Origin of the sequence: Desulfuromonas sp. (assembly GCF_002868845.1) — a bacterium.
In the GTDB taxonomy this organism is placed as follows: Bacteria; Desulfobacterota; Desulfuromonadia; order Desulfuromonadales; family BM501; genus BM501.
This window is the reverse complement of record NZ_PKUB01000013.1, coordinates 84,975-111,248: the sequence shown is the minus strand read 5'-3', so window position 1 is coordinate 111,248 and position 26,274 is coordinate 84,975. Positions and strand designations below refer to the sequence as shown.

At 57.4% G+C, this 26,274-nt stretch carries 22 protein-coding genes and 1 pseudogene; all 23 read right to left on the bottom strand.

Going from position 1 to position 26,274, the window contains the following annotated elements:
- Window positions 1-5 precede the first annotated feature (5 nt).
- Window positions 6-1,004 (bottom strand): glycosyltransferase, encoded by a 999-nt coding sequence (locus C0617_RS03405; RefSeq protein ID WP_291315614.1) that lies wholly within the window; start codon window positions 1,002-1,004, stop codon window positions 6-8.
- Window positions 1,005-1,019: 15 nt separating this feature from the next.
- Window positions 1,020-2,288: a glycosyltransferase family 4 protein gene (locus C0617_RS03400; protein WP_291315613.1), complete on the bottom strand. Its 1,269-nt coding sequence runs from the start codon at window positions 2,286-2,288 to the stop codon at window positions 1,020-1,022.
- Window positions 2,289-2,318: 30 nt separating this feature from the next.
- The gene (locus C0617_RS03395) at window positions 2,319-3,368 is read right to left on the bottom strand and encodes a glycosyltransferase (protein ID WP_291315612.1); all 1,050 of its coding nucleotides are present in this window, start codon (window positions 3,366-3,368) and stop codon (window positions 2,319-2,321) included.
- Window positions 3,365-4,519, bottom strand: a complete 1,155-nt coding sequence (locus tag C0617_RS03390) for a glycosyltransferase (protein WP_291315635.1) — start codon at window positions 4,517-4,519, stop codon at window positions 3,365-3,367. Before C0617_RS03390 ends, C0617_RS03395 begins: the two co-directional genes overlap by 4 nt.
- Before the next feature lie 14 nt (window positions 4,520-4,533).
- Window positions 4,534-4,887: a hypothetical protein gene (locus tag C0617_RS03385; RefSeq protein ID WP_291315611.1), complete on the bottom strand. Its 354-nt coding sequence runs from the start codon at window positions 4,885-4,887 to the stop codon at window positions 4,534-4,536.
- A gap of 42 nt (window positions 4,888-4,929) precedes the next feature.
- Complete coding sequence (locus C0617_RS03380; protein WP_291315610.1) at window positions 4,930-5,235, bottom strand: class I SAM-dependent methyltransferase; 306 nt, start codon at window positions 5,233-5,235, stop codon at window positions 4,930-4,932.
- Window positions 5,225-5,950 carry a DUF268 domain-containing protein gene (locus tag C0617_RS03375; protein ID WP_291315609.1) on the bottom strand — a complete coding sequence of 242 codons (726 nt, stop codon included), beginning with the start codon at window positions 5,948-5,950 and terminating at the stop codon, window positions 5,225-5,227. The genes C0617_RS03380 and C0617_RS03375 overlap by 11 nt, the downstream gene beginning before the upstream one ends.
- Before the next feature lie 192 nt (window positions 5,951-6,142).
- Window positions 6,143-7,444 (bottom strand): oligosaccharide flippase family protein, encoded by a 1,302-nt coding sequence (locus tag C0617_RS03370; protein WP_291315608.1) that lies wholly within the window; start codon window positions 7,442-7,444, stop codon window positions 6,143-6,145.
- 63 nt (window positions 7,445-7,507) lie between these two features.
- Window positions 7,508-8,353 carry a hypothetical protein gene (locus C0617_RS03365; RefSeq protein ID WP_291315607.1) on the bottom strand — a complete coding sequence of 282 codons (846 nt, stop codon included), beginning with the start codon at window positions 8,351-8,353 and terminating at the stop codon, window positions 7,508-7,510.
- 164 nt (window positions 8,354-8,517) lie between these two features.
- Window positions 8,518-9,162 (bottom strand): ABC transporter permease subunit, encoded by a 645-nt coding sequence (locus C0617_RS03360; protein WP_291315606.1) that lies wholly within the window; start codon window positions 9,160-9,162, stop codon window positions 8,518-8,520.
- Window positions 9,159-10,085 carry an ABC transporter ATP-binding protein gene (locus C0617_RS03355; RefSeq protein ID WP_291315605.1) on the bottom strand — a complete coding sequence of 309 codons (927 nt, stop codon included), beginning with the start codon at window positions 10,083-10,085 and terminating at the stop codon, window positions 9,159-9,161. Before C0617_RS03355 ends, C0617_RS03360 begins: the two co-directional genes overlap by 4 nt.
- Window positions 10,045-11,376, bottom strand: a complete 1,332-nt coding sequence (locus tag C0617_RS03350; RefSeq protein ID WP_291315604.1) for an O-antigen ligase family protein — start codon at window positions 11,374-11,376, stop codon at window positions 10,045-10,047. The genes C0617_RS03355 and C0617_RS03350 overlap by 41 nt, the downstream gene beginning before the upstream one ends.
- Before the next feature lie 771 nt (window positions 11,377-12,147).
- Window positions 12,148-12,384, bottom strand: a 237-nt coding sequence (locus C0617_RS03345; RefSeq protein ID WP_291315603.1) for a hypothetical protein, incomplete at its 3' end; no start/stop codon positions are given.
- Window positions 12,385-12,428: 44 nt separating this feature from the next.
- Complete coding sequence (locus C0617_RS03340) at window positions 12,429-12,644, bottom strand: prepilin-type N-terminal cleavage/methylation domain-containing protein (RefSeq protein WP_291315602.1); 216 nt, start codon at window positions 12,642-12,644, stop codon at window positions 12,429-12,431.
- 329 nt (window positions 12,645-12,973) lie between these two features.
- Window positions 12,974-14,368 (bottom strand): sigma-54 dependent transcriptional regulator, encoded by a 1,395-nt coding sequence (locus C0617_RS03335; protein ID WP_291315601.1) that lies wholly within the window; start codon window positions 14,366-14,368, stop codon window positions 12,974-12,976.
- A gap of 63 nt (window positions 14,369-14,431) precedes the next feature.
- Window positions 14,432-16,069, bottom strand: a complete 1,638-nt coding sequence (locus C0617_RS03330) for an ATP-binding protein (RefSeq protein WP_291315600.1) — start codon at window positions 16,067-16,069, stop codon at window positions 14,432-14,434.
- An 11-nt stretch (window positions 16,070-16,080) separates the two neighbouring features.
- On the bottom strand, window positions 16,081-17,298 hold the full coding sequence (locus tag C0617_RS03325; RefSeq protein ID WP_291315599.1) for a type II secretion system F family protein: 1,218 nt from the start codon (window positions 17,296-17,298) through the stop codon (window positions 16,081-16,083).
- Window positions 17,299-17,373: 75 nt separating this feature from the next.
- A pseudogene (locus tag C0617_RS03320) lies at window positions 17,374-18,486 on the bottom strand (type IV pilus twitching motility protein PilT).
- Window positions 18,487-18,552: 66 nt separating this feature from the next.
- Complete coding sequence (pilB, locus tag C0617_RS03315; RefSeq protein ID WP_291315598.1) at window positions 18,553-20,253, bottom strand: type IV-A pilus assembly ATPase PilB; 1,701 nt, start codon at window positions 20,251-20,253, stop codon at window positions 18,553-18,555.
- Between the two features lie 122 nt (window positions 20,254-20,375).
- A complete protein-coding gene (locus C0617_RS03310) occupies window positions 20,376-21,356 on the bottom strand; it encodes a bifunctional riboflavin kinase/FAD synthetase (protein WP_291315597.1) in 981 nt (326 codons plus the stop codon).
- 50 nt (window positions 21,357-21,406) lie between these two features.
- Entirely contained in the window at window positions 21,407-23,596 is a 2,190-nt protein-coding gene (rnr, locus tag C0617_RS03305; RefSeq protein WP_291315596.1) for a ribonuclease R, read from the bottom strand.
- A 112-nt stretch (window positions 23,597-23,708) separates the two neighbouring features.
- Window positions 23,709-24,782 carry a ParM/StbA family protein gene (locus C0617_RS03300; protein WP_291315595.1) on the bottom strand — a complete coding sequence of 358 codons (1,074 nt, stop codon included), beginning with the start codon at window positions 24,780-24,782 and terminating at the stop codon, window positions 23,709-23,711.
- A 10-nt stretch (window positions 24,783-24,792) separates the two neighbouring features.
- Window positions 24,793-26,142 (bottom strand): DUF1015 domain-containing protein, encoded by a 1,350-nt coding sequence (locus tag C0617_RS03295; protein WP_291315594.1) that lies wholly within the window; start codon window positions 26,140-26,142, stop codon window positions 24,793-24,795.
- Window positions 26,143-26,274: the final 132 nt, after the last annotated feature.

The window sequence follows — 26,274 nt, the reverse complement described above, 5'->3', positions numbered from 1 at the left end:
GACTTTTACCAGAAGGTTGAAAACGAGGGCGATGTCCCGGCGACACCTTGCCATATTCCGAATAAAATGAGAAGCAACTGTTTCCAGTAGCCCTTGTTCATTGTTGATCGAAGCGTCAACCAGTCGGGGCCTTTTTCGTGGCGTCGGCCGAGGCGGTAGCCGAGTATTTTGGCTGCATTCCGCAAGAGGGAAAATGGTATCATCGCGGGATCCACGGCGGACAGGTGCTTGAGTTCTGACAACACGAAGCGCATCCCCTCCCCTTCGGCCTTCCCGAAATTTTCCAGAAGCCACTCTTCCTTGGCGTGAAAAACACCGATGTCGAAGCTTCTTCTAAACTCCTCCGCAAGCCGATAAGGATGGGAATGGTAAACTTGGGCCTCGGCGCAATAAGCGACGGTCCATCCGGCCATCAACATCCTGGCCGCCACGTACATGTCTTCACCGAAAATAACATTCGAGGGAAAGCCGCCGACCTCCGTCAGGGCACTGCGCCGATAGGCGGCGAAGGAATTCGAACAGAAGGCCGTCTTGAGACCGAGTTGCCCTGCATCCCGAAGGCTCCGAATTTGTGACTCCGCCCCATAATTGTACAGCCGGGAATGCGCTTCGATGGCCCCCGCTCCCCGGCGCGGCAGTTGCCGACCATAGGCGACGCCCACAGCGGGATTACGAAAACAGGCAAGCAGCTTTTCGAAGGACTCGGGATGGGCCGGGAGAGCGTCCTGTGTAAGAAAAACAATGATGTCAGCCCGTGGAACAAGTTCCAGGGCGTACTGCCGGGTCCCTCCGTGGTTGAAGTCGCCCCGCCCGATCTGGACGAGAGAGAATGGGCCCTTTCGGACCCGATCGCCAAAATCCCCGTCTGAAGAAGAATCGACAATGAGCACGTCCTCGGGGACCACGGTCTGTTCGCAGACAGCGCCCGCGAAACCATCCCACACCGGGCCGGGGTTCAGGGTCGGGACAACCACCGCGAATTTGCCGATTTTTTTCTGCGCCAAGGGCGAACTCCTCGTCTATCCCCGTCCGAACCACCCCCCGGGCGCAGAAACACCCCGGTGGCAGATTTGCTCGTAAATCTCTTGCAGACCGTCCAGATGCTTTTCCAGGGTCGGAGGGTTCGCCCAGTAGCGTGCGTAGGCGGCGGCCCCGAGATCCGCGGCGAACTCAGGGGACTCGCTTATCAGCCTGATTTTATCGGCCAGGTCTTCGCCGTCCCCGCTCTTGAAAACGAGCCCCGTCTCCCCGTCTTCAACCAACTCCATCGCGGCCGAACGATCGGGAACGATCGCCGGGATCCCCAGGGCAGCCGCCTCGAGGAGCGCAAGGGGCTGAACCTCGTAAAGAAGGGAGGGAAATACCAGGGCTCTCGCCCTGCGCAGGTTCTGCGCGACCCTGTCCGCTCCGACCCAACCGGTGATTTCCAGGGAGGGGTGCTTTGCCTCGATCTCATTGCGGCAGGGTCCTTCACCGACAAGGACTCCCTCCAGGCCGAGGGCATCGACCGCTGCAGCAAACAGCCCGCACCCTTTCTCTTTCGCCAAACGCCCGACCATGACCAGGGCTCTGTTTCGTTCGACAGCCACCCTCTCCTGCCGTACAACGTCGATCGGATTGCAAAGGGAGAAAATCGTGCTATTTTCCGGCAAGTAGGGACGTAGTATGGCTTTGCTGAATTCGGAGATCGCGAGTAAGTTCTGAGTTCGCCGGGGCAGCAGACCGGCCCTGTTTTGCACCACCTGCCGCGCTGCCCTCCACAGCTTGTGCGAATACGACCTGGAATCGCAGTTTTCAACGAGACACCTGACAGACAGGGGGGGGCAATCGCAGCTTTGGCCGCGCTGATAGTTATAGAAGCCACCGTTGGGGCAGGCGGAGAAGTAATCGTGAAGGGTGAGCAGGACCTGGAAACCATTCCGTATCGCCCTACGGACCACGCTCGAGGACAACGCCTTGGTCCAGGAATGGACGTGGATGACGGTCTTTTCTCTGTCGCAACCCCGTAAAACCTCGTCAAGGGCCCTGGCCGCGGAGAGATTCCACAGCCCGCGCAGAAAAGCCCGGCCACGGTTCGGATCGTTCAAAATATCCGGTTGCTCCAGGCAATGGACTTCAAGCCCTTCGGGCAGGGTCTCGGCGGAAGGAAGGGCAACGGGTCCGACCGCACTGAAGAGTATGACCCGATGCCCCCTCCGGGCAAGCCCCACCGCACTCTGCAGGGCGACCTTGGCGGCCCCTCCGTTCACGTGAGCCGCATCATTGAGAATAACGACAACCGGTTTCATCGCCTTCCGCCCCCGGTTCTTTGTCGCCTCTCAGCCGCGGGCATAAAAGCGTCCCTTTCTCACCAGGTAGCCCGCAAGGTATCCCGGCCCAAGTCCGGCCAACCTGAGAAATTCAGGGAATACCGCCCCCCGGAGCAATCCCTTCCCACGCCGCATGCCACTCAGCCAGAAACCGAGCCACCTCTCAAGCAGGATCTCCGTGAAGGCCTTCTGCGGGAAGACCGCAAGCTCCAAGTTTTTCCCCTGCAGCTTGCCGAGCCACAAAAGTACCCTCTCCGGGGCATTTCCCTCAGGATCTTCGATCAGTGCCTGCCCCATTTCGGAGAGGGGCCTACTCAGGAGCCTGTGCAACCGAAGTTCATCGGCCGATGGCACGATCCCGAGAGCCTCAAACATCGGCATGCGCACCGCCTCCACCCTCTTTTGCTGCTCCTTGCAGAACCGCGCGGAAATCTGTCCGCCATGCACCCTGTAGCGCAGCAGGACCTTGCCGACGTTGGCCATGTCAAAACATCCCAGGGCTCTCGCCCATAATTCATAGTCTTCGACGTGGACGAACCGGGAGTCGTACCGGAGTTTGTGTCTCTGGAGGAGTTCCCTGTTGAACATGACCGTGGGGTGACCGATTACAGACTTGAAGAGCATCCCGGCCCGGATGTCTTCCGGCTCGGTCGGTGTCCTGGTCACCCTTCCCCCGCCATCTCCGAACGAGCGATACCAGGTTCCGCAGACCCCCACCCGAGGGTGTGCCTCCAGGAAAGCCACCTGGGCGGCAAGTCTCTCGGGAAGACTAATGTCATCGCAGTCCATTCGGGCGACATAATCGCCCCTGGCAAACCTCAGTCCATCATTGAGGACATTGACCAACCCTGAGTTGTTTTTGTTTTTCCGCAACCTGATGCGGGAGTCTTTAAAGGATTCAACAACTTCGTTGCTAGCATCACTCGAACCATCATCAATGATCAAAAACTCAAAGTCTTCAAAAGTTTGCTGAAGGATGCTCTTTATCGAATCATGCAGGAACCTCTCTCCGTTATAAACGGGCATCAAAACAGTGACCTTTGGGCACAGGGTGCTCATTTAAGTCCCATTTCGAAAAAGACTTTTTCGAATCTTTTTTTCCAGGTATGTTCCCTCAGGCACCGCTCGTATCCAGCTAATCTGATTTTTTCGCGTTCAGAATCATTGCGCAGGTAATATTTTATTTTTTCCGTTAAATCATCAAGGCATGAATAACAGACTATTTCTTTTCCGACTTCGAAAAATTGTTCTAATTCTTCCATGTACTCAACGACATAGAATCCCCCACTCATTGGCACTTCAAAATCTCTCAGCCTCACCTGTAAAATCCTACTACCTGTGCTTTGGGGGTCACCGCAGGCAGATAAACCAAGATTTATTTTTGACCGGCTAAAGATCTTAACCAGTTCTTGATCTGAAAGAATGCCACCAACAACATTTTGTGGTATTTGCCTTATAACGGCCTTTTGCTGATGTTTCCTTTGAAATTTATTCAGAAGTCCTTTCCAATTCTTCGCCACCAAAACCTTACTTCCCAAATTGAAAAATCTGGAGAAAAAATCTTGTGACTCAGCAATTGAATCTCGCCCCCACCCGGGCCCCCACACCCTGACATCAAGGCCCTTTTGTAGCAAATGATGAACGTAGGAAGGTCGCTCACCATACGCTTGACCGACAAAAGTGACATCGAAGTCCCTGGTCAGTTCAAAGGGTTTGTAAATGTTAGGATTGGCAGCTTCTTGACAATATATGGGGTTTGCGCCCATTTTTTTATAATCTTCGATTCGGAATTTTTCTGGGACCAAGCACCAGTCATAATGGGGGGAAATCTCCTTTACGAGGTGAATTTGGTACGATCCGTTACAAAACCAGTTGACGGTTTTAATTCCCATGGACCTAATTTCATCTATGACTTCCGGCCAAATACAGGCGTCATAGAAATAACTGAAGAAAAGGTCTAAAGGCTTTTTGGCATGTTCGATTTTAATTTGCTTAAGAAGTTCTTCGGAAACTTTACCACGATTTTTTTTGATAAATGATGAGTGTCTCGGGTCAGAGGTGTTGATTCTCTGAAAAGTTTCTCTAAAGTCGAAATCGAACTCAACGACGTCATGACCTAGGTCGACGAGAGAAAGAAAAAGATTATCGCGCCAAAGATTCGAATGGAATGCGATGTTAGGAGATGTATCTGCTGCATAGAAAATTCGCATCACCTTTGCCAGCCTTATTGTTTAATCGCCCGGACAAAACAACCGAAGTGCAAGGCTTCCTTAGAGCCTTTGTCTTTTCTAGAAAATCTTTCAAGCATTTTCAAAACCATAAAAAGTAGACCTTTTTCCCATATCCTCGGTTCGGTGCCAGCAAAGCGCTTGGCAAAAACGGGAATCCTTCGAACCTCTTGTGCCAAATACTCAAAATAGTTCCCATTTTCTTCCAAATCGAGAATTTGAAAACCCAATTCATTCAAATGGGTTTCAAAAAAGTACCGACTGAACCCATTGGCATAATAATAGGGTGCAAAATGGGTGAGACTGCAAAAGGGGGCGGTTACAATAAGCTGCCCGCCACGGCGGAGCAAACGAGCCAACTCATGGAGAGCAAGGACGGGATTTGAAAGATGTTAAAGCACCTCAATACACATAATGGCATCAAAGGAGGAATCTGGCCTTGGGATCGAGGTAATGTCACTCACGATGTCAATACGGGATTGATCCCACCCTCCCACCTGCAACCCGGATCCATTTCCATTTCCGTCATATTTGGCAAAGTCCTGAGACACGTAGTTAAGGTGTGAGCAAAAGCGTTTATATTGAAGTTCTCCCGCACCGGCATCGAGTATTCGAGAACCCGCCGGGATCTGCTGAAGAGCCAATTCTAGCCATTTCTCTCTATTTGCCAGGTTGTGTGTTCCAATTTCAGGTATCATGTTTTTTCCGGAACCAAAAACAACCGCACCCATATTTTTGGGAAGCCACCAACTTCTGTGACGGTTGAATTACAAGGCCTCCATCTGAGGGATTTTCAGGGATAAGGGCAAATTCTAAAAGGTCGAACCCGGAAAAAAGACTTTCAATCTGCTCAGGGGAATATATCCTGTGGGCATTAAACATAATCCTAGGGACTCCAACAGGTACTACAAACAACAAATCCCCGTCCGCCGCAACGACCCTTTTCAGTTCAGCAACCGCCTTCAGATCACCTTCTGGGTCGAGCGGATCCCCATAACGCCCCAACCCAACATGTTCAACGACATGCATGCATGACAAAGACTGTATACTGCTTGTTTCAAAGGGAAGCGACAGCAGATCGGCCGATTTGGAACAAAAATTGGTCAAATTCAGATCGACAGGACGATAATCAAAAAACCGAACAGGAATAAATGAAGAAACCAGGGTGGAAAAATGCAAAGACGATGAAATGTCAATGTGAAACTGGGGTTTGGTACGGGCAAGAACTCGAGCAGCCCATGCCGGATGATAAACATAGTGCCTGTCGAAAGGTGTTTCCTCCGACTTATCTTTAAAGCATGGATATAGGTCACGCCAGTTAAAAATAAACCTATCTTCGTAGTTCCTTAAAAGACGTTTAAACCTAAAAAGATCAATCAGAAAAGATCCTAAATTTAACTTATCAAAAAACAACAAAAACTCCTTTCCAAACACATAAAGTAAAGTAAATATAAAAGTTGGCTTTTTTGTATACCCTGAGATTGAATTTAAAGTCATAGAAACCAATAACTATTCGTGTATTTTTAAATCATTTAATCATATTACTTTGCCATGGCCTCAAGTTTAGCCGGAGAAGCGTATGTTTATCGAATTATTTTGCGAACTTCAAACTGCCACTTTAAAGCCAATGTTTTTATTTACCAGCAAAACAGAAACTAAATAAACGATCGAAGATAAACACAACCCCCAAGACACCCCTGTCAATCCATAAAACATGGCACCGAAAAAAGAAAAACCGAAGAAGGAAATTGCATGCCAAAGCTTAGGATAAAAATAGACGATCGGCCTTTTCGAACAAAGTCCGCGCAGACAAAACAATTGGCCAAGGTTAAAAAGAGCCAAACCCAGAGATACTATCCATAATATTTGATGATAAGTTGAAAATTGAACATTTGTCAAAAAAGTAACCAATGGCTCACTAAATAAAAATAAAATAAGTATAAAGATGGTAGCAAAAAAGATGTAAACACCGACGGTACAAAGCAAAAGCTTTGAGCCTATTTCTTTCTTATTATCACCTACCATAGATCCTGTCTTTTCAAAAATAATAGGAACCATCATTTGATTGAGCATGGCCATCAACACCAAAATGGGTGCATTAGCTAATGAATATAAAGCAGAATAGACTCCAACCTCACTGGCCCCCAAGAACCCTTGTAGAATCCATCGGTCTGAATACAGACCTATCACATTAAATACAGCGAAATAGGTGAATGGCAAGGCATATTTAACTAGTTCGTTGAACATTTTTCTTTCAGAAAGTTCATTCGGAGGCTTAGCATACCATTGTTTCAAAATCGTAGTGTCTTTTAAGGCAAAAAACCTCTGGGAAAGTGTAATAAGAGTCATCCCAACAAGGTATCCAGTCAGTGCGAAATAACCAGTATTGCCAAGCAGAAACAGAAGACCGATGGCTAATAGAAAGCGCAACCAGACTTCTGCCCCCTGATGCAAAGCAACTAATTTCCGTTGCCTGGTAGCATTTTGTAACGATGAAAAGGAAAGTTCCACTCCTCGCACCACTCCAAAGAGTGACGAGACCAGAAACAATAACGCCCATTCTCTTCCGATCAGAAAATACACGAGCAGGCTGACCAATGCTGTAAAGCAGAGAACTATTAAAAAAAGCATTCTGTGCGTCTTTTTTAAAACGAAAAAATATAAATTAAGCTCTTCCCTTTCTTTACAAATCGAAAAATATCTAATGACAACATTACCGATAGGCCCATAAACAAACATGTTAAAAAACCCGGCAATGGTCATTCCCAAAGCCAACTTCCCATAGCCGACGGGTCCCATGATGTTGGTAAGCGTTTTAATACTGGCAAAACCTCCAGTAAAAATAAGAACCTGGCCCACAACTACCCAAAACAGCTCCCGTGTGACCAGATATTTTTTGTCAGTCATATTCCGAAAACATGTCGTGAGAAGGGAAGTGCATAAATAATAAAAACTTCAAAAAGCGAGAAATCAGTGCTTAACAAACTTACTCGTGCTAAAGACCCTGCCGGAGTCCATAATGACCCACCGCCCCCCATAGGGGTCTTCGGGAAGGTCCTTTATGTATCCCAAAACTATCAACTCTTCGATATCCACAGGCATCCGTCCCTTCTCCTCCCGAAACGTCTCCACGATTTTCTCCAGAAATGCGGACCGCTCAAGGACGAGCAGCCTTTTCTCCAGCCTCATCTTTACCTGCCGGTCATCCGTCTGAGCGAGAATCCCCTTGAGAAAAACCGCGGCGTCCTGCGACCTCCCCCCATAATATCCGATGCGTGAGGCGAGGTCGGGCAGAAAGGAGAGGCTGTCGGGCAGCCGTCCCGCCTCGAGGAGATATTCGGCCCCCTTCTCGTTGTCGCCGAGAAAGTAGAAGTGGTTGAACCCGAGGTAAAAAGGCATCTGCCAATCCCAAGTGCGGTACTTGCGACCCTTTTCCAGCAACCGGTTGGCCTCCTCGACCTTTTCCGACTCCCAGGTCAGCAACCCTTCTCCCAAAAGGTATGGATCAAGAAAATAGGGATCGAGGTCTGTGACCGCATCGAGGCTGCCGACGATAAATCGCCAATCCTCGTCACTCAGGGGCTGTTCGGCGATCACCCTCTCCCCGAAGAAGGTAATGGTTTTGAGGAGGAAAAAATCGGAGATCAGGCCTTTGTGCTCAAGAGCCAAAACCCGGCTGAACTTGGAAGGGATCACATACCCCGCGACAGCCGATCGGCGCACCTCTGCTCGCATCTCCCAGAGTTGTTTCTGAAACAAAAAGTAGCCAGAAAGAAGACAGACCAAGAGGAGCGGGACGACCCAACGCCTGGCCATCAGTTGAACTCCCGCCGCCGGAAGATGAGGGAAGCCGCCGCCAGAACGATGGCGATATATACCGCTCCGTAGCCCAAGGAAGTCCAGAAGCGGCCCGCCCCGACCGTCAGAGCGTGGGCAGCCTCTATTTGAAAATCGAAGGCCGCGAGGTTGGGAAAGACATGCTAGACGCCCTCGATGAAGACTCTAAGGGCTGGGGAAACCCCCTCTTCTCCGAGGCTTGATTGCAGGTAAAAGACCACTTCCTCGATGGTCTGTCCGACAATGTATGAGCAGATTGAAAAGACGAAGGTCACGAAAGAGCTTGTGGTAATGGCACTGAAAAAAACGACCAAGGCGCTGAGCAGGGCCAATTTGACATAGACGAAAAATGCCGCGAGGAAAAATGCCGCCCAGGAAAAGTGCTCGAAATAGTCCGGGTAAAGGAACCGCAGGCCAAAGACGGTCATGCTGGAGAAGGCGAGCAGGACAAGGAGGCAGACCCCGACAAAAAGGAGGATGCCCAGATATTTCCCCGAGATATATTCGACCCGGCTGATCGGCTTGGAGAGTACGAGATGAATGGTTTTCTTGTCGATATCCTTGGCCATCAGGTTGAGACCGACGAAAAAGACCAGCAAAAGCCCGGAAAAGGAAAGGGCGCTCAGGTTCATGTCAATGGTGACCTTTCCGATGTCACGCATTAAAAAGCCTGCCACAGCCACATTGAGCCCCAGGATGAAAAGGGCGAAGAGGACGATGCCGTAAACCGAACGGTTGCGAACCCCCTCTTTGTAAGTAATCAGGGCCAGCGCCCAGACCCGGCTCATGATTGCACCTCCGCTACGGCCTGCAAAAAGACGTTCTCGAGGGAAACCCGCTGGCTGAGCGTTCCGGAGACGGTCACGCCGGCCGCAGAAAGGCCACTGGTCACGGCCTCAAGGTCGCCGGGAGAAAGGGAGAGGATGGGGCCGGCCCCGTCTTCACGCAGCTCCCCGGGAAACCGCCGTATCGCTTCCCTCTCCCGGGCCCCGAGGGGGCCGAGTGCAAGATGGACCGGCAACTCATCCTTCTCCTCGAAATCCTCCCGGGACAGCTCTCTGACCAGGTGCCCCCCGACCAAAATCCCAATACGGTCGCAGAGACGCTCTACGTCGCTGAGGATATGGGAGCAGAAAAAGACGGTCTTCCCCTGCCCCTTCAACTCCAGCACAAGATCAAGGACCATTTTGCGCCCGATCGGGTCGAGCCCTGACATCGGCTCGTCGAGAATGACCACCGCCGGGTCGTGCAGCAAGGCAAAACAGATTCCGGCCCGCTGCAGCATCCCCTTGGAGAAGGTTCGCAATTGCCGGTCGGCGGCATCGGTCATGGCCAGTTTTTCCAACAATTCGGCAATGCGCCGGTCACGCTTTGCCGGGTCCATGCCCGAGGTGGACGCACAGAATCGAAGCAGTTCGCGCAGGGTCAGGTGGTCGTACAGGTAAGGATTCTCGGGGAGATAGCCGACTTCCCGCTGGATATCGGCTTGAGAAAGGCCGGTCCCGCGAAACAGGATGTCCCCGGAATCGGGTCGAATAAGGCCGAGCATGAGGCGGATGGTGGTGCTTTTCCCCGCACCGTTGGGCCCGATCAGGCCATAAACTTCCCCCGGACGCACCTCGAGCGTAAGGTCCCTTACGGCCAGAACCTTTTTTTTGAACAACCCGGGGTTATAGGTCTTGAATACTCCCCTGAACGCTATCTCCGGCATCGGGCAACTCCCAGCTCGGCGGCCCCTCGGGGAAAAAAGAGTCTAAGGGGCGGCCAGTTTCCCTGGCGACATGCAACACGTTTAGATAATGCAAAAGTTTCCAGGACGGTTCATAAACAGGATTCAGGTCCAGCGACGCCTCAACCGCACTGCGGGCCTGCTCCTCATCCATCAGCACAATATGAGTCCTGGCCAGATTATACCACTGCCAACTGGCACCCTCCAGAAAAATTGCCTTTTTCAGGTAGGGCACCAGTCCAGCGGCCATGGCTTGATCTCGATTTTTTTCCGCGTAATTGACAAAGGGCGTCAACCCTTTATTGAGAACCGTGAACGCCACAGCCGGGTTCTCCGCAAGGGTCTTGAAATTCTCGAAGTTTTCCTCGATAAGTTCCTCATTCGCTATTCGGTCTTTCAAAAAACCGACCTGGCAGGACCAGAAGAAAGCCCATCCCCCGCCAACCAGCGCCGCTGAACAAAAAAGAGCCAAAAAGAGTCTCTGGACCCTCCCGGGCGTCCACTTAAAAGCGTTGTCCCTGGGCAGCAGGACGGCGAGAAGCGTCAGGCACAAAGCAACGTGGGGGGGAAACCGCAAGGGCCAGCTAAAGACCCCCTGGACAAAAAACGGCAGGACGGCCAGGGAGAGAAATACCTGCTCGCTTTTTTGGGAAAGAATCGAGGGTTTGAAAATCCGACTGAACAGCGTGTAGAGCAACAGGCAATAGAGCGTAAAGGAGACCGCTCCGCCTTCGGCGAGGATTTGCAGGTATTCGTTGTGGGCCCAGCGCGTGTAGAGCATGTCCTCGTATTCAAACTGGAGAAAGTCCCGAGCTTGAATTTGGTAAGCGGGGAGCATTGCCTTAAAATTGTCCGGGCCGACGCCGAAGAAAGGATGATCCAGGGCCATCAAAAGACTGGCCATCCAGGTATTAAACCGGCTCGCAATGCTCCACGCCCGCCCCGCCTGGTAAGAAGCCATCGCTTCGTGGTCAATAAGGCCCGCGACCAAAAACTTTGCCAGCACAAGGGCCGACAGGGCGACCACGGCAAGGGCCAGGCATTTGCGCCACCGCCCCCTTCCCCAAAGACGCTCGCCGAATTTCCACAGGGACCAGCCGAAGGCCAAAAGGACCGCCATCAAGGCGACCTGCCCCCCGCGGGAACCGGTCAGGAACAGATTCAGCCAGAGGAGAAAACCGGGGAAAAGAATCCCCGTCTTGACCCAGAGGGACTTGTCCTGCCTGATGTCATGAAAGTAGAGGTGGGAGAAGGCACAGAGTCCGACGAGCATGAGGAGGGCATGGAGGTTGGGCTGGCCGAAGGGACCGCTGATCCGTATCCCCCAGGTGCCGGGGAGCAGGTAGGGAACCAGCATCCCGCCGCGCGGCCCGTTGAAAACATAGTCGAAGAACTGCCCGAGCCCGAGAAGGGCGCAGAACAGGGCGATCCCAAGGAGTGTGCCGACCAGGACCCTGGTCGGCTCGGAATGTTCCCAAGCGAACTCTCTTGCTACAAGGAAGAAGAGAAAACCCGCCCCGAACCCCCCGACCCAGAGGAAGGCCGACCCGGTGTCCCTGCTCAATGCGGCCGAGACCGCCAGGGCGAGGAGGAGAGAAAGCCAGGGGATGCAGGCCCTGTCGAGATGAAAGGCCCTCCCCCTCAGCACCTGAACCAGAAAGGCGCCGAAGGAAAAGAAAAAAAAGAAAAAAGCCTTGGCCCCGGTATTCACGTCGGGGAGCCATGGAAAGACGAAAAATACGAGAGAGAAAAGGACTATGGGCAAGACGTTCGTCATGGTCAGACAAGGGCCAGCAAGGGCCATTCTCCTGAAAAAAAAGCCCCTCGAAAGGAGGGGCTTTTAGAACCTAGACCATCATTTTCTTATCTGCCGACCTCACCCCAGCTGGCGGAGGCGAAGGTGGCATCGCTGGCCGGGGTGGGGAACTTGTCTTTATTGAGGGAGGCCAGCGCCGTGCCGGCGGCGACCTCGGTGCTTCCGATGTAGAGCTTGGAGCTGTTGGAAGCGGTCGCGTAGTACTTGGTCCCCTTGATATTGTTGGTNCTCCCCGGTGTAGATCACCCGGACGCCAACGGAAAACTTCAGATCCTTGCCGAAGATCCCGGGACCTGCGGGAACCGAAGTGGTGTCGTCGTCGGCGATGATAACCTCATCGTCATCTACCCCTGTCGGGTCGATCCAGGTGTTGTTGGCGGTAATCGCGGTAGCGAAGGCAGGTCCCGCGGTGAAGCCGAGAAGAACCAAAGCCATCAGGATTTTTTTAAGCATTTTGCTTTTCATAAAAATCTCCTTTTCTATCTGTTCAAACGAAAGAACGTTGCCTGTTAGCCGTGGGGATAATGATAGTTCTCGGCGTAGTACGATTCGATGATGATGCGGCTGTTGCGCAGGTCGGTCTGGGACGCCGAGTTAAAGGCCTTCTGGCGGTAGGACGCGAACTGGGGGATGGCGATGGCCGCCAGGATGCCGATGATCGCCACGACGATCAGCAGCTCGATCAGGGTGAAACCCTTTTGGTTCTTGCGGAACTTTCCGAGCATGTCTTGTTCTCCTTTCCTGGATGAAAGATGGTGCCGATTCTCGAAACAAAAACCGGAACCGCTCTAAACAATTCCCCTCTTGGGGGGATACCTCCTTGGGGTTTGACTTTATAAGTTAGCAATGGGCGTGCCAAAAAACACCACACTCCCCACCAATCAAATTAAGTCGAATTTCCAAGGACTTTGGCGACAAGCAAAGATGAAGGATCTCCTTCGGCCAACTAATTCCTTCAGGGGCGAACAAATCGCGTCAGGCGAAGGTGACAAATAAGGGCACTGCGCAAAAGGAACCCCCGCCCCCTTCGGCTCCCGGGAAAAAGACCCGTGACTCACTCCTCCTCGCCGTCGGGGTCGATGCCGAACTTGCTCAGGCGGTAACGGATGGAGCGGAAGGAGATCCCGAGCAGCTCGGCGGCCTTCTTGCGCACCCCGCCGCTCCGGTCGAGGGCCTTGAGCAGGAGGTCCTTTTCGATCTTCCCGAGGTAGTCGTCGAGATCGAGCCCGGTCTCCGGCAGGGCGTCGAGACCCTCGGGGCAGGGCGCGCCCTGGCCGCGAAGGTTGGGAGGCAGGGCGCCCTCGGTCAGCTCCCCGGACTGGCCGAGGACGACGCAGCGCTCGATCACGTTGACCAGTTCCCGGATGTTGCCGGGCCAGCGGTAGTCGAGGATCCGGCGCATCGCCCCCTCGCTGACGGCGACGCTCTCCTGCCCGCTCAGATCGCGGTAAAAGTGCTCCAGGAGAAGGGGAATATCCTCGCGGCGCTCCCGCAGGGGCGGCAGGTGAAGGCGGATGACGTTGAGGCGATAGAAGAGGTCCTCGCGAAAATCGCCGTTGCCGACCTCGACCTCGAGGTCCTTGTTGGTCGCGGCGATCAGGCGCACGTCGGCCTTGATGGTCTTGGTCCCGCCGACCCGGCGGAATTCCCGCTCCTGCAGAACCCGCAGAAGCTTCACCTGCATCATCGCCGGCAGTTCGCCGATCTCGTCGAGAAAGAGGGTGCCGCCGGCGGCGACCTCGAAAAGGCCGGCCTTCTGCTGATGGGCCCCGGTGAAGGCCCCCTTTTCGTGGCCGAAGAGCTCGCTCTCGAGAAGGTTTTCCGGGATCGCCCCGCAGTTGATGGGGACGAAGGGGCCGTCGGCCCGGTCGCTGTTGTAGTGCACCGCCTTGGCGACCAGCTCCTTGCCGGTGCCGCTTTCGCCGGTGACAAGGATGTTGACCTTGCTTCCGGCGACTTTCTGGATCAGGTCGTAGAGATCCTGCATCGCCTTGCTCTTGCCGACCAGGTTGCCGAAAGAGTAGCGGCGGCCGAGCTCTTTTTTGAGCTCGCGGTTCTCCTGGCGCAGGGTCTTGCGCTCAAGGGCGTTCTTGACGATGAGGCGGATCTCTTCGTTTTTGAAGGGCTTGGTGATGTAGTCGTAGGCCCCCTCCTTCATCGCCTCCACGGCCTGCTCGGTGCTGCCGTGGGCGGTGATCATGATCATCGCGGTTTCGGGGGAGCGCTCCTGAATGTGCTTGAGCAGTCCGAAACCGTCCAGGCGGGGCATCTTGATGTCGCTGATGATCAGGTCGTAGGCCTGTTCCTTGAGCCGCGCCACGGCCTGAACCCCGTCGGCGACGGCGTCGGTGCGGTACCCTTCCCGGTGAAGCATGATGGTGAGGAACTCCCTCATGCTCTCTTCGTCGTCCACCACAAGAATATCGTTGTTGCAGGATTCAGTCGTCATCGCTTCACTTAAGCTTTCAGGTTTCAGGTTTCAGATGCCAGTCTACAGCGTTCGCCCGGTTTTTCAGCTTTCACCCCGAGGAATCTGGAGGGTGAACCGGGCCCCGCCGGCTGAGCCTTCGCTCAACTCGACGCTTCCCCCCATGGCCTCGATGACGGCATAGACGGTGGCGAGCCCCAGACCGGTCCCCCGGTCCTTGGTGGTGAAGAAAGGGTCGAAGATCTTCTCCCGGATCTCCGCGGGGATGCCGGGACCGGTGTCCTCGACATAGACCGCTCCGGCGTCGGGGTCGAGGCCCAGAAGGACCTTCCCCCGCCCGCCCATGGCCTCGGCGGCGTTGATGAGCAGGTTCAGAAGGGCCTGACGGAAGAGCCTGCGGTCTACCGGCATCCGCCCCCCGGGGGCGTACTCCCTGCTGAAATCGACGAAAGTGAACCGGGCGTCGGCATTGACCATCTCGACCAGATCGTCCAGAAGGGCGGAAACGTCCTCCTCGACAAGCTCCGGCGGGTTGGGGCGTGCGTAGACCAGGAAGTCTGTCAGCAGGTTACCGAGCCGGTCGGCCTCCCGTACCACAATCTCCATGAGCCGGCGGTTCTCCTCGCTGACGTTCCGGTCCTCCATCAGGAGCTGAACCGAACCGCTGATGGAGGCCAGGGGGTTGCGGATCTCGTGGGCCATCCCCGAGGCGAGCTGGCCGACGGCGGCGAGGCGGTCAGCCCTTTTGAGCTGACCCTCCATCGCCTTCAGGTGGGTCAGATCCTGGAAGGTGACGAGGAGCCCGAGGTTTTGCTCCTGCGGGTCCTTGACCATCGAGGCGGCGTAGCCCAGGGTGCGCAGCCCCCCGTGCTTGTCCTTCACCCTCACCTCGGCCCGGCTGACCGGTAACAGTCCGCCGTCGTAGACGCCCATCCCGGGGAAAAGCTCCCGGACCTTCCGGTCGTAGACCTCCTGCAGGGTGTAGCCGGTGATCCGGCTCGCCGCTGCGTTGAAGGAGCGGACGCGCCCCCGGGGGTTGACGATCATCAGGCCGCTGCCGATGCTGGCCAGGATGGTCCGGTTGAGTTCCTCCAGTTCCCCGAAGTCGACGGTGCGCCTCTCCAGGGCCTGCTCGCTCCGACGCAGCCGATCGACCAGCATCCCGGTCAGCAGTGCGGTAAAGAAGAAGCCCAGGACGTTGACGAAAACGGCGTAAAAGACGTCGCTTTCACTGACTTGTTGAGGAAAAGCCAGGCCCCCGAGCTGGGGGAGGTAGCCGTAGTATTGAAGGTCCAGAAGGCTGCCGTAGAGGATGGACGAAGCGGATGCGGCGAAAAAAACCTCCCGCCGGGTCATGAATATGCCGCCGCTGATAATAATAATGAGGTAGAGCAGGGAGAAGAGGCTGTCGATGCCGCCGGTGACGTAGATGAGGCCCGTAGCGAAGAGAAGGTCCCAGGCGATCTGGGCCTGGGTGAAGACCCTCAGGCCGCGCACCGCGCGCAACATGATGGCCGACATCAGGGCGTGCAGGCAGGAGAGTCCGGCAAGCAGGTAGAGATAAGGCAGGGCCGGGTGCGGCCGGTCAAGACCGCTGTGAAGCTGGTAGATGATGGTCCCGGTGAGAAACAGGATGATGAAGAGAACCCGGAAGAAAAGGTACCAGGTCAGCTGTCTGCGGGAAGCTCCACCCTCCCTTCGGTTTTCCGTCTCGCCTGCCACGGCCCGGCGTATCATCCCCCGACGGTGCCGGCCAGCTTGAAGATCGGCAGGTACATGGCAATGACCAGGCCGCCGACGGTCGTCCCGAGAAAGAGCATGAGCAGAGGTTCCATCATCGCCGTGAGGTTGCCCACGGCGTCGTCGACCTCGTCATCGTAGAAGTCGGCGATCTTGTTGAGCATGGTGTCGATGGCCCCTGACTGTTCGCCAACGGCGATCATCTGGCACACCATGGACGGAAAGACCCCCGACTTCTCCAGCGGTTCGGCGATGGTCTTGCCCTCGCTGATGCTCTGCTTGACGTTGTAGATGGCCTTTTCCACGGTCTTGTTGCCGGCCGTTTTGGCGACGATGCCGAGGCCGTCGAGGATCGGCACCCCGCTGGAAATCATCGTTCCGAGGGTCCGGGTGAACTTGGCCACGGCGACTTTGCGGATCAGGACGCCGAAGATCGGAAGCTTCAGAGCCATGTTGTCGATTTTCGCCCGCCCCTTCTCGGTGCGGTAAATCCGCTTGAAGGTGTAGATGAAGAGCATGATGCTGCCGATAATGACCAGGATGTAGTCCTGAACGAAGTTGCTAATGTTGATCACGACCTGGGTCGGCGCCGGCAGGCTGCCTCCGAAGTCGGCGAACATCTTCTCGAAGGCGGGGATGACGAATATCAGAATGACCGAGACCACGACGAGGGCGATGCCGACGATGGTGCCCGGGTAGGTCATGGCGCTCTTGACCTGCTTTCTCAGTTTGAGCGCCTTTTCGATGTAGGCGGCAAGGCGGTTGAGAATGGTGTCGAGGATGCCGCCGACCTCGCCGGCCGCAACGAGGTTGACGTAAAGCTCGTCGAAGGGCTTGGGGTGCTTCTTCAGGGCATCGGCGAAGGTGGAGCCCGACTCGACGCTCTCCTTGACGTCGATCAGGATGTCCTTGAAGGTCTTGTTGTCCTGCTGGCGGCCGAGGATATCGAGGCACTGGACGAGGGGCAGACCGGCGTCGATCATGGTGGCGAACTGCCGGGTGAAGACCACCAGGTCCTTGGTGGAGACCTTGGGCTTGAAGCCGGGGATCTTGATTTCAACGTCCAGCCCCTTGCCCCGCTCCTTGATCTTGGAGGGCATGATGCCCTGCCGGCGCAGGGTGGCGGTGACAACCGCCTCGTTCGGCGCCTCAACCTCCCCCTTCTGCACTTCCCCGGAGCGGGTCTTGCCTTCCCACGAATACTTGGCCATGGTCGATCTTCCCTTCCCTTTGCGTCAATCGGCCCGGAGCGTCGCCGGCGGCGGCGCCTTCCCCTCCCGGTCCGCCTATCTTCTCCCCGGCGCTGCGGTCAGCACCTGGCGCCGCAGGACCGCATCGGGGTTGGCGATCATCTGCTTCAGCTCGTCAATGTCCGAGGAGCGGACGATGGCGTCCTCCAGAGTGATCATTTTCTTGTGGTAGAGCATGAAGAGGCTCTGGTTCATGGTCTGCATGCCGTGCTTTTCCTGCCCCATCTGCATCTGCGAGTACATCTGGTGAACCTTGTCGTCCCTGATCAGGGCCCGGATTGCCGTGGTGGGCACCATGACCTCAAGGGCCAGGACCCGTCCGCGACCGTGAAGGCGGGGGATGAGGGACTGGGAGAGGACCCCTTCGAGAACGAAGGAGAGCTGGGTGCGCACCTGGGTCTGCTGATTGGTGGGAAAGACGTCGACGATGCGGTTGATGGTCTGAACGCAGTTGTTCGTGTGCAGGGTGGCAAAGCAGAGGTGGCCCGTCTCGGCGATGGTCAGGGCCGCCTCGATGGTCTCCAGGTCCCGCAGCTCCCCCAGCAGGACGACGTCGGGGTCCTGGCGCAGGATATATTTGAGGGCTTTCTTGAAAGACGCGGTGTCGGCCCCCACTTCGCGCTGGTTGATAAGGCATTTCTTGTGGGGATGAAGGTATTCGATGGGGTCTTCGATGGTGATGATGTGCTAGTGGCGCTCGCTGTTGATGGTGTCGATGATCGAGGCCAGGGTGGTCGACTTTCCGCTGCCGGTGGGGCCGGTGACCAGAACCAGTCCGCGGGGCTTGCGGGCGAGGTTCCTCACGGTCATGGGCAGACCGAGCTCTTCGAAGGAGCGGAAGGAAAAGGGAATCAGCCGGAAGGCACCCGCCACCGCCCCACGCTGCATGTAGATGTTGCCTCGAAAACGGGCCATCCCCTTGACGCCGAAGGAGATATCGAGCTCGTTCTCCTCCTCGAATTTGCGCTTCTGGGCATCGGTGAGGATGCTGTAACACAGCCTCTTGGTGTCCGTCGGGCTGAACGGGGGCAGTTTCAGGGGGACCATCTGCCCATCGATGCGCACCTGGGGAGGGCTGCCGCTGGTAATGTGAAGGTCCGAAGCCCCCTGGTCGACCATCGCCTTGAGAAAGTCCTGCATTCCGGTCATGAGTGTCTATCCCCGTATGATAATAAACCGCTGGTTTTCGGATCGTGAAGGGTCGGAGGCTCTTTGCTATTCGTCGGCAATCGTGCTGCGGAGGACCTCTTCGAAGGAGACGACCCCCTCTCGAAGTTTGGACAGCGCCGACTGGCGCATGGTCTTCACCCCGAGGCGCATCGACTCCCGCTTGATTTCGGCGGTGTTGGCCCCGGCCAGGACCATCTCCCGGAGTTCCTCGAACATCGGCATGACCTGGTAGATGCCGACCCGGCCCTTGTGCCCGGTATTGCTGCAGATCGAACACCCCTCCCCTTTGTAACAGACGAGCTCGTCGACCTCGTCGGCGGGAACGCCTGCGTCGATAAGGGCCTGCTGGGGAATCTCATCCACCACCTTGCACTCGGAGCAGACGCGGCGGGCGAGCCGCTGGGCGGTGATCAGGTTGACCGCCGAAGCGACCAGGAAGGGCTCGACCCCCATATTGAGAAGACGGTTTATGGTGCTGGGGGCGTCGTTGGTATGCAGTGTGGAGAGGACCATGTGCCCGGTCAGGGCCGCCTTGACCCCGATCTCGGCGGTTTCGAAGTCGCGAATCTCGCCGATCATGATAATGTCCGGGTCCTGGCGGAGAAAAGCCCGCAGGGCGGCGGCGAAATTGAGGCCGATCTCCTCGTGCATCTGGACCTGGTTGATGCCGGCGAAGTTGAACTCGACGGGGTCCTCGGCCGTGGAGATGTTCTCGGAGACCTTGTTCAGCTCGGACAGGGCCGAGTAGAGGGAGACCGTCTTGCCCGACCCGGTGGGGCCGGTAACCAGGACCATGCCGAAGGGCTTGTGAATCTCCTTCTGGAACCACTGCAGGGCCTGCTCCTCGTAGCCCAGCTTGGTCATGTCGAGCTGCAGGTTGCCCTTGTCCAGAAGCCGCAGGCAGACCTTCTCCCCGAAAAGGGTCGGCAGGCAGTTGACCCGGTAATCCATGTCCTTGCCGCCGGGCAGCTTGATCTTGATGCGCCCGTCCTGGGGCAGGCGCCTCTCGGCGATGTCCATCTCGGACATGATCTTGATGCGGGAAGTGATGGCGTTCTTGAACTTGAAGGGAGGCTGCATCACCTCGTAGAGCATCCCGTCGATGCGGTAGCGGACCCGGAACGACTTCTCGTAGGGCTCGATGTGAATGTCGGATGCGCCCTTCTTGATGGCGTCGGTGAGGATCAGGTTGACCAGCTTGACGACCGGGGCGTCCTCGCTCGCCTTGGCGAGTTCGAGAACATCGACGTCATCCCCTTCCTCGACCACTTCGAGGTCGACGTCCTCCAGGTCGTGCATGACATCGGCCAGGCTGGCGCTCTGGTCGTAGTACTTGTCGATGGTCTGCTTGATGCCCGTTTCCGGGGCGACCACCACTTCGACGTTGTACCCCGTCATGAACTTGATGTCGTCGATGGCGAAGATGTTGGAGGGGTCGCTCATTGCGACGATGAGGGTCGAGCCGGCCCTGTTGATGGGGACGACCTGGTATTTCTGGGTCACCTCGGCGGGAACGAGGCGGATAACGGTGGGGTCGATCTCGAATTCGGCAAGATTTATGGACGGGACGCCATACTGCCGGGAGAGAAAGGTGGCAAGCTCCTCCTCGTCGATGAATCCCAGCTTGATCAGGCTCGCACCGAGCCGTCCGCCGGTGGCCTTCTGCTCGGCAAGGGCCTTGGAGAGGTGCTCCTCCTTGATCAGGTTGTTGCGAACGAGCAGTTCTCCGAGTCGGTCGGCGGTCATATAAGGGGCACACTCCGGTTGCTGTTTATATTTATGCGAGGCATCTTATATAAAGGATCATTAAACTGTCAAGCAAGGCGCATCGGTCCTCATCCTCCGGCCATCCCGCCGTGCGGGTCGCTTCACAGGGGCGGGCTCTCCACTCCGCAGTCGAGATACTCCCGGAATTCCACGATGCGCGCCCGGGCCAGGATGTTTCGGGCCCGCCGCACATCCTCCCCGATCGCCGCGACAAGGTCCTCCGGGGACAGGAAGCGCCTCTCGTCCCGCAAACGCTCCATGAAATAGATCCGCAGCTTCTCCCCGTAGATCTCCGCCCCGAAATCGAAGATATGCACCTCGATCGACATCTCGCCCGCCCCGAAGGTGGGGTTGTAGCCGATGTTGACCACCCCGTCGAGGACCTGCGTCCCCCTCTTGAGCTTGACGGCGTAGACACCGGGACAGGGCAGAAGCTCCTTGTCCGTGCGCAGGTTGGCAGTGGGGAAACCGAGCCCTTTGCCACGCCTGGCCCCATGGACCACCTCCCCCTCCAGGGTGAAGTGACGCCCGAGCGGGCCGACGACCCCGGCGACGTCGCCGGCGGCGATGATCTCCCGAATGCGGGTGGAGCTTAGGGCCTCGCCGCTCCTGGCGATGGGCGCCAGGGCTTCCACGGCAAACCCGTGGCGCTTTCCGGCGCGGCGCAGAAAATCGACGTCCCCCTCCCGCCCACGGCCGAAGGCGTAATCGGAGCCGACGATGAGGTGCCGGACGCCGAGCTTGCGCAAAAGGACATCCTCGACGAACTGGTCTGCGGTCAGGGCCGCCACCTCGCGGGTAAAAGGAGCGCAGACCAGCACATCGATACAGGAGGCGCCGATAAGCCGCTCCTTCTCCTCAAGGGTGTTGATCAGGCGCGGCGCACGTTCCGGAGCAAGGACCTTGAGAGGGTGCGGAACGAAGGTGTACACCACCGAAGCCCCGCCCATGGCCCTGGCCCGATCGACCACGAGGCGGAAAATCTCCCGGTGCCCGAGATGAACGCCGTCGAAATTGCCGATGGTCACCACTGCATTCGGCAGGGGGGTGGTCAACTGGTCAAGGTCCCTGAAAACTCTCATGGCGACTCAATTGGTGTCGAAGAATGCGTTGTCCGCTATGGCGGGGCTCATTATACCCGCTTTACGGCCTTCTTTGGGCGGTTTTTCATCTTTTTTCTTCGCCTGAGCGGATCCCCTTCTTCTTCGAGGGAGAAATCGATCTGTCGACGCTCCAAGTCGACCCTGGCCACCTGCACCCGCACAGCGCCGCCGATCTGAAACACCCGCCGCCGGTGTTCCCCGATCAGGCGGTGCAGCTCTTCCTCGTAGTGGTAGAAGTCGTCACCCAGGCTCGAGACATGCAACAACCCTTCCACGAAAACGTCATCGAGTTCGACAAAACAGCCGAAGGGCGTGACCCCCGAGATATGGCCGTCGAAAACCTCCCCGACCCGGGTCGCCATGTGCTGGCATTTCTTCAGATCGACGATCTCCCTCTCCGCCTCCATGGCCCTGCGCTCCCGCTGCGAGGTGACCTCCCCGGTTCCCGGCAGGCTCCTCTGGAGCTGTGCCCGCCGTCCCGGCTTCATACCCCCTTGCTGAAGGACCGCGCGCAGGACCCGATGCACCACAAGGTCCGGATAACGGCGAATCGGTGACGTGAAGTGGCAGTAGAGCTCCGCCGCCAGGCCGAAATGCCCCACGTTGTCGGGATCGTAACGGGCCTGTTTCATGCTGCGCAGCAAAACCTGGTTGAGCATCCGTTCCTCGGGGCGGCCCTCCGCCTCGTGGAGGAGCTTCTGCAACTGCCGCGAGGCCACCCCCTCCCTGCCAAGGACCATGCCGTAATTAAAGTGAGCGGCGAACTCCTGAAAGGCCTGCATCTTTTCTAGGTCGGGCGCTTCGTGAATCCGGTACAACAGGGGCACTCCCCGACCGAAGAGGAAAGTGGCGACGGCTTCGTTGGCCGCCAGCATGAACTCCTCGACCATGCGGTGGGCGAGGTTCCGCTCAGAGCGGATAATGTCCTCGAGACGGCCGCGCAGGTCGAGAACCACCTCGGCCGCAGGAAGGTCGAAATCGAGACTGCCTCGCCGTCGCCGCATCTCCATCAGCCTCCACGCCAGATCCTTCATCACCAGCAGGTGGGGGTAAATCCCCGAATAGGCTTCGATGACCCGGGCCTCCTCCGCGACCACCATGTCCCGTACCTCGGTATAAGTCAGGCGGGCATCGCTGCGGATCAGCGAGGGGTAGAAACGGCTCTCCAGACGGTTCCCCTCCTCGTCGAAGACAATTTCGGCGGTCATGGCGAGGCGCTCCACCCCGGGGTTCAAAGAGCAGATGCCGTTGCTGAGCTTCTCGGGTAGCATGGGAATGCAGCGGCCGGGAAAGTAGACGCTCGTCCCGCGTTCAAGGGCCTCCCGGTCGATAGCGCTCCCCTCCGGGACATAATGCCCCACGTCGGCGATGGAGACCCAGAGCCGGATCCGCCCGCCCGTCTCACGGCGGACGGCCACAGCGTCGTCAAAATCCCGGGCGCTCTCCCCGTCGATGGTCACCGTCACGAGGTCGCGCAGGTCCTCCCGCCCCGAGTAGTCCGAAGGGCTCACCTGGCTCGGAACGCCGGGCAGTTCCCCTTCGACTTCGGAGGGAAAGGTGTGGGGGAGGCTGAATTTGTGGACGATCGTCAGGATCTCGACCGCAGGGTCACCGGCATCACCGAGCACCTCGACCACAGTCCCCTCGGGGTTGCGGTTTTTCCCGGGGAAGCTGTCGAGGCGAACCACCACCACCTGGCCCGGACGAGCCTCTCCCGTGGAGGCCGGGGGGATGAAAATGTCCCGATGCAGGCGGGGGTCGGCAGGGACGACGTATCCGAAGCGGTCGCCGCTCTCGAAACGACCCACCACCGTCTGGTGGGCTCTCTCCAGGACCCGGATGATGCGCCCCTCGGACTTGCCCTTAAGGCGGCCGGGCTCGACCCTTGCCACCACCCGGTCGCCGTGCATGGCCTCGCCGAGAAAGCGGCCCGGGATAAAGACGTCCCCCTCGCGGGTGTCGCCGGGGGAGACGAATCCGTAACCCTCGGGGTGGACCGAAAGCGGACCGGTCACCAGGTTGACCTTTCGGGGCAGGGAAAAGCGCCCCCCCTTCAGGCTGACCAGGACCCCTTCGCGGGCCAGCTCATCCAAAAGGCGAACGGCTTCCTGCCGCTCGCCGCGGGGCAGTTCGAGGTGGCCGAGGATTTCCCGGGCGGTGAGGGGCCGTCGGGCACCCTTTTCGAGGATTTTGAGAATATCGGCGGGCGAGATGGGCATCGGTCAGTACCTTTCCGAAAGAGAAGGCATGCACTGAAACGAGGGGATCGGACCTTCTGCATGAAAAAGCCCCCGTCGGCGGGAACCGGCGGGGGCTTCAAATCTGCCGGAATCACTTCTCCGGGGCGGTAGGGGCGACCCCGCGGGCCCAGAGATGCTTGCCGAATCGCCAGTAGCCCTTGACGTTGTTGAACCGGGCGTCGCCACCGGAGTCGAGGGTCAGGATGTGACCGTTGAGCAGCGGTTCGAGGTACTTGGCGAGGACCGCCCCTCCGCCGCCGGTAATCGCCATGGCATCCATGTCCCAATCGTCGACCCAGAGGCGGTCGACCTCGTTGGCGACCGCGGCGGCCAGCTGACCGAAGACCTGTTCGGTCAGGCTCTTGAGCTCGTACTCCTTGCCGCGGATCTTGATGGAGCCCCGGTCCACCGCATCGTAAAGCCGGTAGAGCTCCACGTTGACCCCGCTCTTTTCCCGGAGCTTGGCGGCGATGACGCTGAATGCCCGTGCGATGCCCGAGTCGGTGGTGCGGCTGCCCCGTTCCGAGTAGCGCATCTTGTCGGAAACGGTGTAGTCGGAGGTGCGGAAGCCGACATCGATAACCCCGATCTTCTCCTTGACCAGCCGCTTGTCGCCCAGGTCGCCCAGGTCGTTGAGCATAAGCTGAAACAGAGAGCCGATAGGCTGGGGAATGACCCGCACCTTGTTGACGCTGACGACCTTTTCCTGGCTCTTTCCGTCGGCGCCGGTAAGGACCACCTTGTGTTCGCCCTGCAGGATGCTGGCGAGCTCGTCCTTGTACTTGCGGTAGTAGCCGATGGGCAGGCCGGTCACCAGGTTGACCGGGACGAAGCCCCCTACCAGGCGGGCCGCCGCCGCCAGGGCCAGGTTCTTGGCGAAGGTGCTGATGAACTGGGCCTGGTCCAGGGTGAAAAACCGGACGTTGCTCTGCCGCTCGGCCAGCTCCCCGAGAAAATAGGCCTTGCCGTCTACCTCGACCTGCAGATGCTCCTCCGCGGCGGTTTCGGCGATCAGGGGTTCCTTGAACTGGATGTCGGTAGCCTCGCCGAGGACCGACTTGAAGATCAGGGTATCCCTGCCGTTGGTCGCCTTGGTGAAACCGAAACCGATATCGATCCCGAGAATTTCCACTTTTACCTCCATGAAGGGCCGGGGTTCTTCCACCCTTCCCTCGTTACCCCTCCACCGTCTCCGATGCAGCGATCTTGTTGATGACCAGCCCGGTGAGGAGCTTGGGGTAGAAGTAAGTCGATTTCTGCGGCATCTTCTCCCCGGCGTTGGCCACGTCGCGAACTTCGCTCATGCGGGTGGAATTCATGAGGAAGGCCAGCTGAAACTCGCCGCACTGAACAAGATCGAAGGGGTCGTCGAAATTCTTCACGTACTTGAGATTGACCTGCTTCTCCTGGGCCTCCGGCGTAATGTCGAGGAGCCCCTCCAGGATCAGCTTGTGGAGAATCGAGACGTCGAGGGTCCTCAGAACTTTCGGAGAGCTGGGGTCGAAGAAGCTATCCATCACCGCCTCGTCCTTCAGGGTAAGGAAATAGAGGGTCTCGTCCCCGGCGAAAAGGCCCATGACGTGCTTGTCCCGGCCCCTCTCCTTCAGTTCCTCACGGGCCTGCGCCCGCGCAGCGGGATCGGTGGAGTCGATCTGCCGGCGGTCGATGAGGAAGTGCTCCCCAAGGGCCTCCAGAAGGCTCTTCAGGTGAAAGGCCTCCAGGTTGAAAATCATCCTGTGGGTCGGGAAGATCAGCATCCCCTGGTCCTCCATGTTGGCGAAGTACATGAGGACGTAGTTAAAGAGCTCCTTGCCGGTGTAGCCGGGATGCTTCTCCCGCATCAGGTTGCGGAAGTTGAGGGCCGTCTCGTAGCGATGGTGGCCGTCTGCGATGAAGAGAGGCTTGCTGGAGAGGAGTTCCTGAGCCTTCTCGATGCTCGCCGGGTCGGTCACCCTCCAGAGCCGGTGCTTGACACCGTCGTCGTCAGAGACTTCGAGGGCCGGGCTCTGCTCCCGATCCTTGCGGGTCAGGGACTCCAGGGCGCAGCAGGGGTCGGAGTAGAGGGAGAAGATGGGGCTGAAATTGGCGCCACAGGCCTTGGTGAGGTTGAGTCGGTCGGTCTTGGGACCGCTCAACGTCTTCTCGTGGGGCTTGACCACCCCGGAGGAGAAATCCTCGATGCGGGTCAGGGCCATGAACCCCTTGCGTACGACGACGGTGCCGTCCTCGATGGGGTATTCCTGGTCATAGAGGTAGACGGAGGGCTCGGCGTCGCGCATCAAAGCACCGTCCTCCTGCCACTTTTCAAAGTCGGCGGCGGCGCGGGTGTAGCGGTTGTCGGCCTCGCCGTCCTCTTCGGAAGTCTTGCCGAGGATGAGGCGGACCACGTTGGCCGGGTGGCGGGCGTAAAGGTCATCCTGAAGTTCGGGCGAGATCACGTCGTAGGGGGGAGCCATCACCTTAGACAGGTCTTTAACGCTGTCCGGGTTGTAGCGCACCCCGCGAAACGGAACAATTTTAGCCATAGCTGAAAAACCCCCTCTTTTCCGTGAATTGAGGCACTCACTATACGAAAAGCGGCGGGGCGGGCGCAAGGGAAAAAGCCCCGCCAACCGTTTCGGTTGGCGGGGCAGCAAACAGCGTTCGATCCATCATGG

Bases quoted from the DNA above. Each gene is read 5' to 3' on its own strand.
- pilB (WP_291315598.1), bottom strand. From the start codon at position 20,253: ATGACCGCCGACCGACTCGGAGAACTGCTCGTTCGCAACAACCTGATC.
- C0617_RS03395 (WP_291315612.1), bottom strand. From the start codon at position 3,368: ATGAGCACCCTGTGCCCAAAGGTCACTGTTTTGATGCCCGTTTATAAC.
- C0617_RS03325 (WP_291315599.1), bottom strand. From the start codon at position 17,298: ATGGCCAAGTATTCGTGGGAAGGCAAGACCCGCTCCGGGGAAGTGCAG.
- C0617_RS03400 (WP_291315613.1), bottom strand. From the start codon at position 2,288: ATGAAACCGGTTGTCGTTATTCTCAATGATGCGGCTCACGTGAACGGA.
- C0617_RS03390 (WP_291315635.1), bottom strand. From the start codon at position 4,519: ATGCGAATTTTCTATGCAGCAGATACATCTCCTAACATCGCATTCCAT.
- C0617_RS03355 (WP_291315605.1), bottom strand. From the start codon at position 10,085: ATGCCGGAGATAGCGTTCAGGGGAGTATTCAAGACCTATAACCCCGGG.
- C0617_RS03340 (WP_291315602.1), bottom strand. From the start codon at position 12,644: ATGCTCGGAAAGTTCCGCAAGAACCAAAAGGGTTTCACCCTGATCGAG.
- C0617_RS03350 (WP_291315604.1), bottom strand. From the start codon at position 11,376: ATGCTCGTCGGACTCTGTGCCTTCTCCCACCTCTACTTTCATGACATC.
- C0617_RS03360 (WP_291315606.1), bottom strand. From the start codon at position 9,162: ATGAGCCGGGTCTGGGCGCTGGCCCTGATTACTTACAAAGAGGGGGTT.
- C0617_RS03370 (WP_291315608.1), bottom strand. From the start codon at position 7,444: ATGACTGACAAAAAATATCTGGTCACACGGGAGCTGTTTTGGGTAGTT.
- C0617_RS03310 (WP_291315597.1), bottom strand. From the start codon at position 21,356: ATGAGAGTTTTCAGGGACCTTGACCAGTTGACCACCCCCCTGCCGAAT.
- C0617_RS03335 (WP_291315601.1), bottom strand. From the start codon at position 14,368: ATGACGACTGAATCCTGCAACAACGATATTCTTGTGGTGGACGACGAA.
- rnr (WP_291315596.1), bottom strand. From the start codon at position 23,596: ATGCCCATCTCGCCCGCCGATATTCTCAAAATCCTCGAAAAGGGTGCC.
- C0617_RS03295 (WP_291315594.1), bottom strand. From the start codon at position 26,142: ATGGCTAAAATTGTTCCGTTTCGCGGGGTGCGCTACAACCCGGACAGC.
- C0617_RS03365 (WP_291315607.1), bottom strand. From the start codon at position 8,353: ATGGCCAGGCGTTGGGTCGTCCCGCTCCTCTTGGTCTGTCTTCTTTCT.
- C0617_RS03380 (WP_291315610.1), bottom strand. From the start codon at position 5,235: ATGATACCTGAAATTGGAACACACAACCTGGCAAATAGAGAGAAATGG.